The organism is Litchfieldella anticariensis FP35 = DSM 16096 (assembly GCF_000409775.1).
Taxonomy (GTDB): Bacteria; Pseudomonadota; Gammaproteobacteria; order Pseudomonadales; family Halomonadaceae; genus Litchfieldella; species Litchfieldella anticariensis.
This window is the reverse complement of the sequence record NZ_KE332393.1, coordinates 124,418-140,108: the sequence shown is the minus strand read 5'-3', so window position 1 is coordinate 140,108 and position 15,691 is coordinate 124,418. Positions and strand designations below refer to the sequence as shown.

Genomic DNA, 15,691 nt, shown 5'->3' with positions numbered 1-15,691 from the left:
TAAGTTAGAATCTATACAAGAAGGCCGGCATCAATGCCGGCCTTCTTGTATCCAGGAGATTTTCATCTGGCAGGAATCAACTTGCGTCATCTTCTGCCGAAAGTAGCCACTCGGTAAAGGCTGCAAGATCGTCAAACACCATCACTCCCTCCAGATTGAAACCCTTGGACTCGGTCAAGAACCCCTTCCCGGTGCGAACCAGGGCAACATGACATCCCATGGCTGAGCCCGCTTGCAGGTCGCGCAAGCTGTCACCGACTACCCAAGCTTTCTCCAGACTTTCCAAACCCAAGTGCTGCTGAATCTGTCTCATGAGACCGGTTTTAGGCTTGCGACAGTCACAGTCGTCATCGGGGCCATGGGGGCAATAAGCGATATGTGAAATCTGGCCCCCGGCCTTTTCAACGAGCTGGTTCAGGCGGTCATGCATTTCAGTGAGTACGGCTGTATCGTAATACCCACGCGCGATGCCTGACTGGTTAGTCGCTATGGCGACTGTCCACCCTGCTTTGCTCAGTTGAGCGATGGCCTGTATCGCTGTGGGATAAGGAATCCATTCGTCGAGGGATTTGATATAGGCATCTGAATCCTGATTGATGACACCATCTCTGTCGAGAATCACCAACCTTTGGTGTGATAGCATTAGCTAGTCCTGATTTGTGTGGCAGCCACGGCAGTTGACGAAAGAGTCTAGGCTAGTGTTTCACGTGAAACAATGTGTTCTGACTTTCGCTAAGATGCCTTGAGCAGCTCTTGGACAATAGCCTGCCATTCGGTATCGAGGCCAAGTTCATTGTCCGGCATTGAACGACCGGCATTCCGATACCAGTAGGCAGCATTGCTCAAATCACCTTCCCACCGATGTAGATAAGCATGTATCCAGGCCGCATTGGCTCCTGGAAGTGCGGCAATCTGGTCATGCGCAGTTACCCATTCCCCTTTGCCGGCCCACCAAAGTGCAGTGAGTAGCGGAGATAATCCGCCGGGTGGAAAGGGCTGCTGTAAGCTGTCATGAAAGCTGGCTAAGGAAGTATCGTCACTCATAGAAGCATCTCCTTGATGACACAAAGAAAGGATGGCGCATAAGTGAGCGTTGGTAAAAACGGCCTGATATTAACCCTGTGGCGCAGAAACTCACTTTACGGGCGGGGGACGGATACCTGCAGCGCATGACACTAAAGCACCTGCATAGGAGGGTGTTTCACGTGAAACACAATAAAAGAAGCCGGCTGAAAGCCGGCTTTTCACACACCAGGCGCCCGGTGAGGGACCCTGGGCTAGCTGTTAGAGTTCAGCGATATCCGCCACTTCGAGGAACAAGGCCTGAAGGCTGGCGAGTAAGGCCAAGCGATTGCGCCGTACTTCCGTGTCATCGACTACGACCATGACAGTATCGAAGAAGCGGTCGACTGGATCACGTAAAGACGCCAGGATGTCCAAGGCTTCAGCATAGCGAGCATTACGTACGAGCGGCTCGACCTCGGCGCGCTGCGATGTCAGCGCATCGGACAGAGCGCGCTCTGCATCTTCATGCAGCAGATCGGCTCTCACGACAGTCGAACCATCGTGCTCCTGCTTGGCCAGAATGTTCGAGACACGCTTGTTGGCCGCAGCGAGAGCAGCAGCTTCTTCGCGTTGACTGAAAGCGTGCACGGCATGAATGCGCCGTGCAAAGTCGAGCGGCTTGGTGACCGGGCGAGCACGGACGGCGAGATAGATCTCAACGGGAATATCCTCGTCCTGGGTCCAGGCGCGAAGTCGCTCGAGCATGTAGTCAAGAACATCGTCGACAAGACCCTCTTTCTTGGGCAAGTCCTGATGCTGAGTAGCGGCCAGTGCTAGCAATTCCCGCAGGTCGAGATCCAATTCACCCTTGATCAGGATGTTGAGCACCCCGATAGCAGCACGTCGCAAGGCAAATGGATCCTTGGTACCAGTGGGGCGCTGGCCAATACCGAAGATGCCGGTCAGTGTGTCCAGGCGGTCAGCCAGTGCCAGTGCAAGGCCGGTACGACTCTGAGGGATGACGTCACTGGCGAAACGTGGCAGATACTGCTCGTAGAGCGCCTGGGCAACGTCTTCCGCTTCACCATCGTGGCGGGCGTAATAACAGCCCATGATGCCCTGTAATTCAGGGAACTCCAGCACCATTTCGGTCACCAAGTCGCACTTGGCAAGCTGGGCGGCACGCTCGGCATGCGAGACATCGCCACCTATTTTCTCGGTAATATGACAGGCCACCACCGCACTACGGCTGGCCTTGTCAGCCAGCGTGCCGAGTTGCTGCTGGAAGACGACGTTGGCCAAGCCTTTACGGCGCTCATCAAGAGGGGTCTTGCGATCCGTGTCGTAGAAAAAGGCAGCATCGGCCAGACGCGGCCGGATGACCTTTTCGTTACCTTCTATGACCAGTTGTGGGTCCTGGCTATCGATGTTGGAAATCGTGATGAACAAGGGTTTCAGACGACCCTGCTCGTCGAGCAGGTGGAAATATTTCTGATTGGCCTTCATCGATGAGATCAAGCATTCCGGTGGAACCTCGAGGAAGCGTTCATCAAAGCTCCCGGTCAATGCCACTGGCCATTCCACCAGTCCACTGACTTCTGTCAGTAGGTCCTCGTCGATCACTGCTTGGGCTTCGTGGCACTCGGCCTCGGCCAATACCTGCTCGCGAATACGCTCGCGACGACGGTCACGGTCAGCCAGTACGTAAGCATTCTCCAGTGCTACCAGATAGTCGTCGGGACGTTGCAGTTCAATGGCGGTAGGGGCATGAAAACGATGACCAAAAGTGGTGCGGCCAGCCTTCAGGCCCAGTACCTCGGCATCGACCACTTGCTCGCCATAGAGCATGACCAGCCAGTGTACCGGGCGAGAGAACTCGACTCGCGATGCACCCCAGCGCATGTTCTTGGGCACCGGCAGAGCGCCAATCGCCTTTGAGACGATCGCCGGGAGCAGCCGCTCGGTGGCTTCCCCTTGTTGTCGTTCGCGATGACCGAGCCAAGTCCCTTTATCGGTTTCCAGATGGATCAACTCATCGACTTCCACCCCACAGGAGCGTGCGAAACCCTCGGCTGCCTTGGTCGGCTTGCCATCCTTGAACGCTGCCGCCAAGGCAGGGCCACGACGTTCGATTTCACGGTCGGGCTGCTTATCGGCCAATTGGGTGATGTATACCGCCAAGCGTCGTGGTGTCGCATAGGCGTGCACGGAGCCGAAGGTGACTTCGGACTCGCTCAGGCCTTCGGCAATGCCCTGTGCCAGTGCGTCGGAGAGCAGGTCGATGGCCGTGGGGGGGAGTTCCTCGACACCGAGTTCGAGCAGAAAGGAGGTGGATACCATGCTCAAGCGTCTCCTTGTTCGGCAAGTGGCTCTTTGGCCAGTAATTCATTGCGCAGGGCTTCCGGCGCCATGGGGAAGCCAGCGGCCTGGCGCGAGTCGTAGTAGGCATGAGCTACGTCACGGGCCATAGTACGCACCCGTAGGATATAGCGCTGCCTCTCGGTGACGGAGATGGCATGACGGGCATCCAACAGGTTGAAGGTGTGCGAGGCCTTGAGAACCATCTCGTAGGCTGGCAGCGGCAGGCCGGCTTCAAGTAACTTGGTGCATTCACGCTCTTGGTGATCGAAGGCAGCGAATAGTGCCGGTACATCGGCATGTTCGAAATTATAGGCAGACTGTTCGCGCTCGTTCTGCAGGTAGACATCGCCATAGGTGACTCGTGTACCATCAGGAGCCAGGGTCCAGGTCAAGTCGTAGACGCTGTCGACATCCTGCAGGTACATGGCGATGCGTTCCAGCCCGTAGGTCAGCTCTCCGGTAACAGGGAAGCATTCGATGCCCCCGGCCTGCTGGAAATAGGTGAACTGGGTGACTTCCATGCCATTGAGCCAGACCTCCCAACCCAACCCCCACGCACCTAGGGTAGGAGATTCCCAGTTATCTTCGACGAAGCGGATATCATGGACCAGTGGGTCGATGCCCACATGCGCCAGAGAGCCCAGGTACAGCTCTTGCAAATTGATGGGTGAGGGTTTCATCACCACCTGGAACTGGTAATAGTGCTGCAGGCGGTTGGGGTTCTCGCCGTAGCGCCCATCGGTGGGGCGACGCGAGGGCTGGACATATGCCGAGTTCCAGGTTTCCGGGCCGATGGCTCGTAGAAAGGTGGCCGGGTGGAAGGTGCCGGCCCCGACTTCCATGTCCAGAGGTTGCATGATCACGCAGCCCTTTTCGGCCCAGTATTGCTGCAGGGCAAGGATCAGGCCCTGGAAGGTTGTCACGTCAGGCGTCGACTGTGTCATTGGAGAAGCACCGTTGGCCCATGAATTCAAGAACCGCCAAGTATACAATTAGTGGCTAATCGGTTATAGGCACAGGTGATGATGCGTTCATGACGCACCTGGAGTCGAAAGACGACAATGAGGAATCACAGATGATCGTAGTGACAGGCGGTGCCGGCTTCATCGGTGCGAACCTGGTCAAGGCTCTCAATGCCCGAGGCCATCAGGACGTGTTGGTGGTCGATGACCTGAGCGATGGTACCAAGTTCGTCAATCTGGTGGATTGTGCCTTGGGAGATTACCTGGACAAGGATGACTTCCTGGCGCGAGTTCAAGCCGAGTTGCGTGGCGAAGAGGGCGGCCTGCCACCCATCGAGGCGATCTTTCACGAGGGGGCTTGTTCCGATACCACCGAGTGGGACGGTCGCTTCATGCTCGAGAACAACTTCGAGTACTCCAAGGTGCTGTTGCACTACTGTCAACGTAAGGGCATTCCGTTCCTGTATGCCTCCTCGGCAGCTACCTACGGCGGCAGCGAAGTTTTCGTCGAGGCTCCCGAGCATGAGAAGCCGCTCAATGTCTACGGCTACTCCAAATTGCTGTTCGACCAATATGTGCGGGCGCGCTGGAACGATTTCACCAGTCAGGTGGTGGGGTTTCGCTACTTCAATGTCTATGGCCCACGAGAACAGCACAAGGGCAAGATGGCCAGCGTGGCCTACCACCACCACACACAGGTGAGTGCCGGTGAGAATCCCAAGCTGTTCGGGGCTTGGGATGGCTTCGAGGCTGGCATGCAAAGTCGCGATTTCGTGTTTGTCGGTGATGTGGTCGACGTCAATCTGTGGTTCCTCGATCACCCTGAGCACTCAGGAATCTTCAACCTGGGCACCGGGCGCGCCGAACCATTCAAGGCCATCGCCGAGGCTGTCATCAAGTTCTATGGCAAGGGTGAGATCGATTACATCGATTTCCCCGACGAGCTCAAGGGACGCTATCAGAGCTATACGCGAGCCGACATCTCACGACTACGTGAAGTTGGCTACACTGCCGAGTTCAAGACCGTGGCCGAGGGAGTGTGTGACTACCTGGAGTGGCTGAATGGCTGATCCCTCCGGGGCGGTTCGCAACCCCGGGCGTATCCTGGTCGTGGGGCCTTCCTGGGTCGGTGACATGGTTATGGCCCAGAGTCTGTTGATGACGCTGAAACAACGTCATCCGGGATGCCGTGTCGGTGTCGTGGCGCCTGCCTGGTCGCAGCCGATTCTCGAACGCATGGAGGAAGTCGATGAAGTCGTGCCGCTGGACGTGGGTCACGGTCAGGTGGGATGGAGCGTACGACATGCTGCGGCACGTGGTGTGCGTGGCCGTTACGATCATGCCATCGTCCTGCCACGCTCCTGGAAATCGGCTCTGGTGCCATTCATGGCACGAATTCCTCATCGAGTAGGCTTTCTGGGTGAACAGCGGCTGGTGCTGCTCAACGAGCGGCGCCGGCTCGACAAGACAGTGCTGAATCAGACGGTGAAGCGTTTCGTGTCCCTGGGGCTGAGCGAAGAAGAGGCCGCAGAGGGTAATTTTGCCATCCCTCGCCCTCGACTCCGGGTGGACCCGGATAACTTGGTCGAATTGCGTCTGAGGTATGAGTTGTCATCGAGACCGGCGATCGGCATGATGCCGGGAGCCGAATATGGACCTGCCAAGCAGTGGCCGTTGCAATATTTTCATGAATTGGCAGCAGCCTTGGTGACAGAAGGCTACGAGGTACGAGTGCTAGGGGGTGGGAAGGATGTGGCAGCCGGCGAGGCCATTTGCCAGGACCTTCCCCATGCGGTGAATCTGTGTGGTAAGACGCGACTGGCGGATGCCGTTGACTTGCTGGCCGATTGCCAGCAAGTGGTCACCAATGACTCGGGGTTGATGCATGTTGCCGCTGCTGTGGGAAGCCGGGTGCATGCTATTTATGGCTCGTCTTCGCCCGACTATACGCCACCACTCACGGCCAATGCCGAGATCCATTATCTTGGGCTCACTTGTTCACCCTGCTTCGAGCGGAATTGCCCGCTGGGGCATACCAATTGCCTCAATACGTTGATGCCTGAGCGGGTGCTGAATGCCATCCACGCTGCCAAGTAGGCCTTAGGGAATTCCCGAGGCATCGTCGCCCGCCACCTCGTCGGCAGGTGTCTCGGTTATCTGTTCGGGGGGAGATTCATCGTTCTGACGACGTTGCGGCTCCAATCCGTCCCACAAGCGTTCTTGCAGCGCGTACTCTTCACGCAACCGGCGGTTGATCTCTTCTTGGCCATTGCGCTCGACCAGAGTCCGTAATGGTGATAGCAAGGAGACACCAAGACCGGCTCGGTGTTGATCGATGGTGAAACCCATGCCCTCCAGTATCGTGGGAAAGAGATCGAGTGTTGACGCTTCCCGCTGGATACGGGCTGGAGCCAGGCCATTGCCGATCAGGATGAAGGTGTTGTCACGCGGGCTTTCGATCAACTTATCCCAAGCTGACACTTTCATTGTCAGGTGATCACTGGCGACGACCACCAGCGTATTGTCGAGCAGACCGTCACTCTCCAAGCGGTTGAGGAAGACACGTGTCAACCAGGCACTGCACTCGACCGAGTAAAGGATATCCTCGCCATCAAATTCCCCTTGCCGCTTTTGGCAACTACGTGCGGGATTGCCGTAAGGGGGATGAGTCGTGAGGGTCAAGGCAAAAAATCCCCATGGCGCGCCCTTGGCATCAAGCTTGCGAATTTCCTCGAGGGCGAAGTTGAAAAGCGTATCGTCGTAGAGTCCCCAACTGTTGAGATAGTCAGGGTTTTCCATACGCGGGACAAGTTCCTCGCGGCCGTAGATGGTGTCAAAACCATGACCACGATAGAAAAGTCCTTTGCCGGCAAATTCTTTACTGGCACCACCCATGTAGGTCAGGTTGTAGCCTTCTTTACTGAGCAGGTCGCCCATACACTCGAGCCCAGGCACGACCTCTTCGAGCGGCTCGAACTGACGGTCATGCAGCAGGCCAGCAGGCATCAAGGGGGTTCCGCACTGGCTGGCGATCATGCCGGCCATGGTCCAGCCGGTATTGTCTAGCTGACGCACTCCATCGAAAACAATGCCCTTCTCTCCGATCGCTTCCAGGTCGTCATAGGCATCGCCGAATCGTTCTTCGTCGGAATAGGTGCGCTCGGTGCTCTCCAGATAGAGAACCAGCAGATTGGGCAGCTCGGCAGGCCGGTCGACGAGGGCCGGCTCGACATATCGCCGGTCCAGCCATTCACCGTCTTCAGTGACAATGGCTGCCCCGCGCTGGGTGATACCGAACAGCAACGGATTGGTGGCCAGCAGAAACAGCACCAGGATGCGTTCCCAAAGGCGCCAGCGATGATCGTGGCGAACCAGCCAGGTATAGGCCACCAAGCTGATAATGGCCGATAGAGAAAAGAGAATGGCGGCGCTGATACGGCTGACACCACCATGCGCGGTTATTCCGGCCTGAAGGTGAAAGTAGATGGCTCCCAGGTCGACCTTGCCAAAACTATTGGCCAGATAGAGATACACCCACCATAACGCCAGCGGTAACAGTGACCAGGGCCAGACGTGCTTGGGAGCGTGTGGGTGCGGCGGAGCGCCCCAGTGGAAGCGATGAGCGGCGAATAGCCAAATGGCCAGCACCACCAATGCCAGACCCAACGGCAGTGGTGTCAGGGTGACGACAGCATAGCCGAGGCATGACCCAAGGATGGTCAAGGCCCACCAGCGAGGTTGGCGTAATAGAGGACTTTTCAGTAATGAACGCATGCCGATATCGCTTGAAGGAATAGTTAGCTAGCTTATCAAGACTACGCATGGTTGAGCAGGGACTTTCCACGTCAGCGTTCCTGCCGAGTATGTTCGTTCTCATAAAGCTCATTCAGCTTGGCGTACTTCATGTAGGCATGAAATGCGGTAGTCATGGCGACTGTCATTCCATCGCGACCCTGTAGCAGTCCTCCCTTCAAGACCAGCTTTCGGATTGTGGCGCTCAGGGCATGCAGGGTTGGGCGCCAAGTCGAGGGTGGAATGCCTCGCTCCTTCATCGCCCAGGCATCACGTGAGGAAAGTTGATCGATCCGCTGTATCCAGTGGGATAAATCCTGGTACGTGAAGTGCCGAATGTGGGCTGAAGTCTGCAAGGTTTGGGGTGCTTGTACGGCGGAATGCGCTTTCTTGGGCAGATAACCCGCCTGGGTCCGGTTATAAAGACGTACGACGGCGTCCGGGTAAAAGCCTGCCGCTCGGATCCAGTGATGACCAACGAAATTCTTGCGGCGAAAGCCATAAGCGAGCCCTGCATCACTCAAGTCCAGAGATTTGATCAATTCGACTGCATCGTCATCCAGTCGTTCATCGGCGTCTAGTGCCAGGATCCAGTCGTTCTTGGCATAAGGGACACCAAAGGCCTTCTGAGGGCCGTCACCAAGATAGGCTTGCTCGATGACTCTGGCACCCTCGGTGCGGGCGATATCGACCGTGTTGTCTTGACTGAGAGAGTCCACCACGATCACTTCATCGCAAACAAGAAACAACGAACGGATGCAGCAAGCGATGTCGTTCTCTTCATTCAAGGTAATGACGATACCTGTAATAGGCTTCATGGATGGATCTCGTGGCTGAATTGGGTGCTCATCAAATCGATGATAGCGTTGGCCGCTGCTTCGAGGTCTATCTGCGACATATCGGTTTCGCTCTCAGAGCCTGGTGGCGGACAAAACGCGAGGCGTCGCTCGGCAGCGTTGCAGGTCTGCCAGCGCAGCGGCGTCGCGGAGCGCTTGGCCGGATAAAAGCCTGCAGTCGGAACGTCCAGGCAGCCGGCGATATGCAGTGGGCCGGTGGAGCCGGCAATGAACAGGTCGGCAGCGGCCAGGGTTAAGGCAAACTCTTCCAATCCTTGACGCGGTGGTACCACGATGGCTTCGAGTCCTTGCTCGGAAAGGGCGTCACGCAGCTTTCTGGTGGTATCCTCCTCCCCGGGACCGGTGGTCAGTAGCCACAGTGGACGTCGATTGGAAGGTGTCTGGCGATCAATGACGGCAGCCAGGGTAGCATATTGGGTCGAGGAGAGATTGACGGCGGAACCACCGCTGCCGATATGCAGAAAGAGCCACGGGCGCGAGCGGTCCAGGTTGAGCGTATCGGCCAGCAGCTCTCGTTGGGTGTCTCGCGTTGTGGCAGGCAATGGCCAAAAAGGCGGCGCGAGGGGCTCAGGACGCGGTTGTCCCAGCTTGTCGAGCAGTGCTTCGGCCAATTCAAGGTTGTATTGATACTCGGGCTTTCGTGACCGCGACCTGCGCTGGACGATGCGATGGTTGTAGAATATCTGCGCCCACTTGGTGGCCGGTGCCGTTCGCCGGGGAATGCCCGCACGCCATCCCAGCCAACCGATACGTGGTGTCGAGTACAGTGTCAGCAGAGCATCGAAGTGTCTCTCGCGGAGCTGGTCGAGTAGGTCGCGTTGGGCGGAGCGGTTGCCATGGGGACCCGGGTCGAGGAGCACCTCGTCGATCCAGGGACAGGCTCGGGCCAGCGGAGCGGTATAAGAGGGTACCAGTACGCCGATATGATTGTCGGGTAAGGCTCGCTTGAGGCAAGCCAAGGCTGGCCAGGCGAGCATGAAGTCGCCGAGCTTATCGTTTCGAACCACCAGGATGCGTCGCGCACGGGGTCGTATTTTGGGTTGAGTCATGAAAAGGAGTTCCCTTGCCTTCCAAGGTTCTACATATCTGTCTCTCGAGTGGCTGGGGCGGTCTGGAAATGTATCCGTCACGGATTATACCTGAGCTGAGTCGACAGGGGTGGCAGGTGCATGGATTGGCGTTGAGCGGTTCGAGAGTCGCCTCTAGTCTACAGGAAGCGGGGATCGAGCCTTTGACGGTTGCTTCGCGGGCGCGAGCGTTGGTCGAGGCGATGGGTATCTTGGGTTATCTCAAGCGCCACGATATCCGTGTGGTGCATTGTCACAAGTCCAGCGATTTGCGTTTGGGGGCTCTGCTGAAGACTCTGCGACCCGGGCTCCGGTTATTCTTCACCGATCATATGGGAGTTACACGTCCCAAGAAGGATCTCTATCACCGTTGGGCCTACGGTAAGCTCACCCGGCTGTTTTCGATTAGCGAAGCGACCCGCGAACGCAACCTCAAGGCCTTTCCCCTGCCCTCAGAGCGGATCCATCGCCTCTATCTGGGTATCGACCCCGATCCCTATCTGCCGGTGCTCGATGAGGCCGCACGTGAGGCCTTACGTGCGGAACTTGGCATTTCGCAAGGGGCGGTCGCCATCGGTTTACCGGGCCGTTTAACGCTGGGTAAAGGGCAGCAGCTGTGGCTCGAAGCCCTCGCAGTGCTACGTGACCGTTATCCCGATAGGCATTTCCACGGCGTGATCATTGGGGGAACCCGTGCCGACGATGGGGCCAACGTGCCTTATGTCGAAACGCTCGAGAAACTGGTGGTGTCGTTGAGATTGGCGGATTGCGTGAGTTTTGCGGGTTTTCGACGTGACTTGCCCCGCGTGTTCGAGGCGTTGGAGATTGTCTGTGTGCCTTCACGCAACGAAGCCTTTGGCTTGACAGTGATTGAAGCCATGGCCGCCGGAAAAGCGGTGATCGGTGCTGATAGCGGGGCCATTCCAGAACTACTTACGACCCGCTGTGGGCGTCTGGCGCCGCCCGGCGATGCTGGTGCCTGGGCTGAAGCCATGGCCGAGCTGGTTGCAGATGGTGCCTTGCGTGAGCGCTTGGGGCGAGAGGCCTGCCTCGTTGCCCGCAACGATTTTACGCTTGGCGCTCATGTCGAGAGGTTGATTGCCGAATATGAATCAGCTTGAAGCCGACACCCCATAGCCGCGGCGGATCGCGGTCATGGCCTGCGCGGCACCAAATTTGGCCAGCGATCGTTCAAGGCGCTCGAGGTTGGCTTCGCGCCAAGCACCAGGTCGGCGTAAGCGACAACGGTCCAGGTCGATCATCCACGGGCAATCATCGGCATCGATGAGCAGGTTGCGAGCATTGAGGTCGACATGGTCAAGGCCTGCATCGTGAAAGCGGCGAACGGTGGCGCCGATGCGCTCCAGCAAGGCGTTGTCAGCTTGGGCAAGGCTTTCGGCCAGGGTTCTGGCTCCGGGCAAACGAACGGTGATAAGTGCCGCCTCGTAGGCCAGCCCATGGCGCCATACGCAGGCCCCGATGGGTCGGGGAACCGGCAGGCCCTGTTCATGCAAATGAGCGGTGAGGCGTAATTCGCGAAAGGCACGGCTTCGCTCAGCGCCCGTCCAGACATAGCGCGATTCACAGAAGCGCGCCACCAGGCCTCCGCGTCGGTAGGGCCGCAAGACCCAATCTTCGTTACCGGCCTGGACGAACAGGCTCGAGCCGCGCCCGGGGGCTACACCGGTTACTGCATCACGTGCTTGCCAGAAGGCGGGAGTGAAGGTTTCCGGTCCAATTTGTGGCCGACCAGTGGCGTCACATACACTGTGCGCATCATATAGAATGAAAACCTTTCCCTTTTGGAATCTCGTCAAACGCATGAAGCATCCTCTGCCTGCCCATCCCGAGCGCATCTGTGTGCTGCGACTTTCCGCGCTGGGTGATGTCTGCAATCTGGTGCCCACCGTACGGGCCCTCCAGCGCCAATGGCCCCAGGCGCGCATCACTTGGATCATCGGCAAGGGCGAGCACAGTCTACTGGCCGGCTTGTCCGGGGTCGAGTTCATCGTCTACGACAAAGGCTCGGGGTTGGCCGGGATGCGCGAACTCTGGAGGCGATTGAGCGATACCCGGTTCGATGTGTTATTGCACATGCAGCAATCGCTACGCGCCAGCATATTGTCGCTGGGGCTCAAGGCCAAGGTCCGGATCGGCTATGACAAGGCGCGTGCCAAGGATTGGCAGCACTGGTTCACGCGCTATCACCTTGCGTCACATCCCCAGGCCCATGTGCTGGAGTCGTTCATGGACTTTGCCCGGCGCTTGGGCGTGGATCCCACCATTACGTCGCAGCGTCCCGAATGGGGGGTGCCGATTCCCGATGAAGCTTACGATGAGGCTCTTCGGATGACAGGTGAGGAGCCTTACCTGCTCATCAGTCCCTGTGCCAACCCTCGGCTACGCAATTTCCGCAACTGGTCGGCTGAAGGGTATGCCGCTGTCATCGATCATGCGTGGAGCCAATATGGCTTGAAAGCCGTACTGACTGGCGGCAGTTCCACCAAGGAGCGTGAGATGGGCGCACGTATCTCCGCCTTGGTGCCGCCAGAGGCGACCATCGATACTATCGGCCAGGTTTCGCTCAAGACGTTGCTGGCACTTATCGAGCGTGCCAGGGTGGCAATCGCCCCGGATTCTGGGCCAGTTCACATGGCCAATGCCTTGGACACCCCAACCATTGGCCTTTATGCCACTACCAACCCCGACCGTGCCGGCCCCTTTCTGTGGCGCCATATGGCCGTGAACCGTTACCCCGAGGCAGTGCGCACTTACCTGCACAAGGAAGTCGACGAGATCCCTTGGGGGCAGCGTGTGCGGCACCCCGATGCCATGTCATTGATCCATGCCGAAGACGTCATCGAACGTCTGGATACCCTGTTGTCGGAGTCTGCCGATGAAACTTGATCTTACTGCCCTGGAACAGGCCCGCTTATTGGTGGTGGGCGACGTCATGCTTGATCGCTACTGGCATGGCGGCACTTCGCGCATCTCCCCCGAGGCCCCCGTGCCCGTGGTCAAGGTTGGCGAGGCCGAGGATCGCCCCGGCGGCGCTGCCAACGTGGCGCTGAACATCGCCGCCCTGGGGGCAAATGTTGCGTTGGCTGGCCTGGTCGGCAACGATGCCAATGCCGATCTTCTCTTTGCCAGGCTCGAAGATGCCAATGTGAAGACGCACTTCCAGCGCAGCGAGGTGGTGCCTACCATCACCAAGCTGCGAGTGATGAGCCGCAATCAGCAGTTGATTCGTCTCGACTTCGAGGAAGGGCTCGGTAACGTGGATACGCAAGACCTGCTGGCACGTGTCGAACGGGCCTTGTCAGGGGTCGATCTGGTCATCCTCTCCGACTACGGCAAGGGCACCCTCAATCGTGTCGAGGCGCTGATCGCCATGGTTCGTGCCGCTGGCAAGCGGGTCCTAGTCGATCCCAAGGGTGGAGACTTCGCCAAATACCGCGGTGCCAGCGTGATCACACCTAACCTCACCGAATTCGAGGCCGTGGTCGGACCTTGCCGCGATGATGAAGAACTTGCCATAAAGGGCGAAGCGCTGCGCGCCGAGCTGGATCTGGAAGCGCTATTGATCACTCGCAGTGAGAAAGGCATGACCCTGATCCGTGAAGATCATGCGCCATTGCACCTGCCGACTCGTGCCCGCGAGGTGTTCGATGTCACCGGCGCCGGCGATACTGTGATCGGCGTGCTGGGGCTGGCGCTGGCCGCCGGCCATGGCTTTGCCGAAGCCATGACACTGGCCAACCTCGCCGCGGGTCTGGTAGTTGCCAAGCCAGGCACCGCCACGCTCTCCATCGCTGAACTCTACACGGCTCTGCATGGTGATAAACTGGCCGAATTCGGGGCGATCGAGGAAGCGGCCTTGGTGGAGGCGGTGAGAGCCGCCCAGGCGCGTGGTGAACGGGTGGTAATGACCAATGGTTGTTTCGATATCCTGCATGCCGGTCACGTGGCCTATCTCGAGCATGCCCATCAGCTTGGCGACCGATTGATCGTAGCCGTCAACGACGATGCGTCCATCGCACGTCTCAAGGGGCCCAAGCGACCGATCAACCCCCTTGCCCGTCGTATGCAAGTGTTGTCGGGCCTTGGTGCGGTGGACTGGGTGGTGCCCTTTAGCGAGGATACGCCTGCACGGCTGATCGAGGCGGTGCTGCCCGATGTCCTGGTCAAGGGCGGCGACTATCGTCCCGAAGATATCGCTGGCGGCGAGGCGGTGATCGCCAATGGCGGTGAGGTCAAAGTGCTGGGGTTCGAGGATGGCGTGTCCACCACGGCGATGATTGCTACCATTCTCGACCGTGAGCGCTGATGAAGGCTCGTGAAGCATCGCGGCATCGAGCCCGGTGGGCACGCTGGCTCTATTCCGCGGCACTTTATGCTCTTTCGCCACTGATTTGGCGACGCGTATGGCGTGAGCAAGTGTTCGCTTACTCTCGCTGGCAGCGGCTAGGCAGAATTCCGGATGCCCCCACTGCGGGGAATGCTATTTGGTTACATTGCGCGTCGGTAGGTGAAGTCCAGGCGGCAAGGCCATTGATCGAGGCATTGGTGGCACGCTATCCCAGCCAGTGCCTGGTACTCACCACCATGACCGCTACGGGGGCCGAACGAGCCTCCGCGCTGGCTGAATCGCTAGGAAAGAATGGAGCTAAAGGCAAAGTGAAGCATTACTTCGTGCCTTTGGACTTTCCTGGTGCCGCGTGGCGGTTCGTGGCGCAGTTGCGTCCTCGCCTGGCGATCTTCTTCGAAACCGAACTATGGCCCAACCTGTTGCATGCCTGTGAGCGTATCGGCGTGCCGGTGACGGTAGTCAATGGACGACTCTCGCCCCGTGCCTTTGAGAGATATCGCAAGTTTCTGCCCTTGTTTCAGGATGCCCTGTCGCGTATCGACTGGCTGGCCGCTAAATCTCAGTCCGATGCCGAACGTTTTCGGATGTTGGGTATGCCCCATGACCGGATCACCGTCGTCGGTTCTTTGAAGTATGACTTGATGGTCGATGACGAGCTTTTTAAGCGAAGTAAGTGCTTACATACTTCATGGGGTGAGCGGCCAGTATGGATTGCTGGCTCGACCCATCCAGGAGAAGATGAGCAGCTCCTACTGGCCCATGCCCGAGTGCGCGACGTTCTTCCAGAAGCCTTATTGATCCTGGTGCCCCGCCATCCCCAACGTTTCGATGACGTGGCGCAGCTCTGTCGCGACCACGGTATGAAAGTGGCGCGGCGTTCCTGGAACGAGCAGCCTGAGCTCCAGACAGCCGTCTATCTGGGCGATACCATGGGAGAATTGCTGTGTCTTTACGGGGCGGCCGATATCGCCTTTGTTGGCGGTAGCTTGGTGCCGGTGGGTGGCCACAACCTGCTCGAACCCGCGGCGATGGGGACACCGGTAGTCACTGGCCCCGAGCTTGCCAATTTCAGTGACGTGGCCGAGACGCTACGTGAGGCAGGCGCCTTGGTCGAGGTAGCGGATGGTGAGGCGTTGGCACAGGAGCTCGTGCGCCTGTTGGGGGATGAGCCGGAATGCCAGCGCCTGTCCCATGCGGGGCAGGCGGTGGTAGAGGCCAATCGAGGGGCGTTGGTCAAGACATTAGAGGCTATAGACCAATATCTACCGCCGAAGTGAG

14 protein-coding genes are annotated in these 15,691 nt (G+C 58.2%); 6 read left to right on the top strand and 8 right to left on the bottom strand.

The genetic code is table 11. The features are described from left to right. Positions 1–76: 76 nt before the first annotated feature. The 4 genes from gmhB to glyQ all read right to left on the bottom strand — a co-directional run bounded on the left by gmhB (position 77) and on the right by glyQ (position 4,310). Positions 77–643 carry a D-glycero-beta-D-manno-heptose 1,7-bisphosphate 7-phosphatase gene (gene gmhB, locus L861_RS19055; RefSeq protein ID WP_016418286.1) on the bottom strand — a complete coding sequence of 189 codons (567 nt, stop codon included), beginning with the start codon at positions 641–643 and terminating at the stop codon, positions 77–79. An 89-nt stretch (positions 644–732) separates the two neighbouring features. Then, positions 733–1,044, bottom strand: a complete 312-nt coding sequence (locus L861_RS19050; RefSeq protein WP_016418285.1) for a hypothetical protein — start codon at positions 1,042–1,044, stop codon at positions 733–735. A 240-nt stretch (positions 1,045–1,284) separates the two neighbouring features. After that, on the bottom strand, positions 1,285–3,345 hold the full coding sequence (glyS, locus tag L861_RS19045; RefSeq protein ID WP_016418284.1) for a glycine--tRNA ligase subunit beta: 2,061 nt from the start codon (positions 3,343–3,345) through the stop codon (positions 1,285–1,287). Between the two features lie 2 nt (positions 3,346–3,347). Further along, positions 3,348–4,310, bottom strand: a complete 963-nt coding sequence (gene glyQ, locus L861_RS19040) for a glycine--tRNA ligase subunit alpha (RefSeq protein WP_016418283.1) — start codon at positions 4,308–4,310, stop codon at positions 3,348–3,350. Positions 4,311–4,441: 131 nt separating this feature from the next. Here glyQ and rfaD point away from each other — a divergent pair, with 131 nt between their 5' ends. Together rfaD and waaF are read left to right on the top strand one after the other, a co-directional pair. Continuing rightward, on the top strand, positions 4,442–5,398 hold the full coding sequence (rfaD, locus tag L861_RS19035; RefSeq protein WP_027947584.1) for an ADP-glyceromanno-heptose 6-epimerase: 957 nt from the start codon (positions 4,442–4,444) through the stop codon (positions 5,396–5,398). Next, a complete protein-coding gene (gene waaF / locus L861_RS19030) occupies positions 5,391–6,425 on the top strand; it encodes a lipopolysaccharide heptosyltransferase II (RefSeq protein ID WP_016418281.1) in 1,035 nt (344 codons plus the stop codon). The genes rfaD and waaF overlap by 8 nt, the downstream gene beginning before the upstream one ends. Positions 6,426–6,428: 3 nt before the next feature. On the opposite strand, the gene L861_RS19025 is transcribed toward waaF, so the two are convergent. The 3 genes from L861_RS19025 to L861_RS19015 all read right to left on the bottom strand — a co-directional run bounded on the left by L861_RS19025 (position 6,429) and on the right by L861_RS19015 (position 10,026). Then, positions 6,429–8,102: a sulfatase-like hydrolase/transferase gene (locus L861_RS19025; RefSeq protein WP_016418280.1), complete on the bottom strand. Its 1,674-nt coding sequence runs from the start codon at positions 8,100–8,102 to the stop codon at positions 6,429–6,431. A gap of 71 nt (positions 8,103–8,173) precedes the next feature. Continuing rightward, on the bottom strand, positions 8,174–8,938 hold the full coding sequence (locus tag L861_RS19020; protein ID WP_016418279.1) for a glycosyltransferase family 2 protein: 765 nt from the start codon (positions 8,936–8,938) through the stop codon (positions 8,174–8,176). Beyond that, positions 8,935–10,026 (bottom strand): glycosyltransferase family 9 protein, encoded by a 1,092-nt coding sequence (locus tag L861_RS19015; protein WP_016418278.1) that lies wholly within the window; start codon positions 10,024–10,026, stop codon positions 8,935–8,937. The genes L861_RS19020 and L861_RS19015 overlap by 4 nt, the downstream gene beginning before the upstream one ends. Positions 10,027–10,040: 14 nt before the next feature. Here L861_RS19015 and L861_RS19010 point away from each other — a divergent pair, with 14 nt between their 5' ends. Further along, positions 10,041–11,165 (top strand): glycosyltransferase family 4 protein, encoded by a 1,125-nt coding sequence (locus L861_RS19010; protein WP_021029233.1) that lies wholly within the window; start codon positions 10,041–10,043, stop codon positions 11,163–11,165. Here the strand turns inward: L861_RS19010 and L861_RS19005 are convergent. Continuing rightward, positions 11,157–11,867, bottom strand: a complete 711-nt coding sequence (locus tag L861_RS19005) for a 3-deoxy-D-manno-octulosonic acid kinase (RefSeq protein WP_016418276.1) — start codon at positions 11,865–11,867, stop codon at positions 11,157–11,159. The two genes, L861_RS19010 and L861_RS19005, sit on opposite strands and share 9 nt — an antisense overlap. On the opposite strand from L861_RS19005, the gene L861_RS19000 reads away from it, so the two are divergent. Genes L861_RS19000 through waaA form a run of 3 tightly spaced genes read left to right on the top strand, consistent with a single transcriptional unit; the run spans position 11,866 to position 15,690 of the window. Beyond that, on the top strand, positions 11,866–12,951 hold the full coding sequence (locus L861_RS19000) for a glycosyltransferase family 9 protein (protein ID WP_016418275.1): 1,086 nt from the start codon (positions 11,866–11,868) through the stop codon (positions 12,949–12,951). The two genes, L861_RS19005 and L861_RS19000, sit on opposite strands and share 2 nt — an antisense overlap. Next, positions 12,941–14,371, top strand: coding sequence for a bifunctional D-glycero-beta-D-manno-heptose-7-phosphate kinase/D-glycero-beta-D-manno-heptose 1-phosphate adenylyltransferase HldE (hldE, locus tag L861_RS18995; RefSeq protein ID WP_016418274.1), 1,431 nt, complete (start codon positions 12,941–12,943; stop codon positions 14,369–14,371). Before L861_RS19000 ends, hldE begins: the two co-directional genes overlap by 11 nt. Next, a complete protein-coding gene (gene waaA / locus L861_RS18990; protein ID WP_016418273.1) occupies positions 14,371–15,690 on the top strand; it encodes a lipid IV(A) 3-deoxy-D-manno-octulosonic acid transferase in 1,320 nt (439 codons plus the stop codon). Before hldE ends, waaA begins: the two co-directional genes overlap by 1 nt. Position 15,691 lies beyond the last annotated feature (1 nt).